Genomic DNA, 615 nt, shown 5'->3' on the forward strand with positions numbered 1-615 from the left:
TGACGCCCGCGCCGTCGCGGCGCGTCCTCCTCTCTCCCCATCCTCCTGTCACCCGCGCCGGCGGGCCGCGCCCGCATGTCTTTCCGAAGGATCCCTCCCATGACCCCATCTTTCTCCGCCCTGCTCGGCTCGGTGGCCACGCTGTGTCTTGTCTCGCCCGCCTTCGTCTCGGCCGCGCTTGCCGAGGAGGCCCGCTATTACACCGCGCCATCGGTGACCTGCGACGGCCGCGGCCATGTCCTGGAGCTGCGCGTCGCCCCGGCCGAGGAGCCCAACATCCGGCTGTTCTGGCGCGGGCAGGACAACCGCATCTCGGGGCGGGACTGGCACCTGCCGGCGGAGTTCCTGGAAGGGCAAAGCGTCGTCCTGGACCGGGTTGCGAACTACCCGAAGGCACAGGTGAGCGGCCTGGAGGGCGACGCGCCGACGCTGCGGCCCATGGGCTTCGACGGCACCCCCCTGCCCGATTGCGAGGCCTTCGTCTTCGCGCCGGCGGACGCCCCCGCCGTCCGCTACGACGCCGTGCTGGCGATGCTGGAGGCGGACGCGCCCTCTCCCGCCGATCTGGCCGCCGCCCGCGCCGCCGCCGAGGCCCTGCCGCCGCCGGCGCTGCTG

Annotated in this window: 1 protein-coding gene; it reads left to right on the plus strand. The window is 73.8% G+C overall.

Annotation, left to right across the window (positions count from 1 at the left end; genetic code table 11):
* Positions 1 to 99 precede the first annotated feature (99 nt).
* Positions 100 to 615 (plus strand): hypothetical protein (locus ACTJI6_RS24190; protein ID WP_440804333.1); only part of this gene is annotated, 516 nt, incomplete at its 3' end.

It is taken from the genome of Paracoccus sp. 22332, from assembly GCF_052045125.1.
Taxonomy (GTDB): domain Bacteria; phylum Pseudomonadota; class Alphaproteobacteria; order Rhodobacterales; family Rhodobacteraceae; genus Paracoccus; species Paracoccus haematequi_A.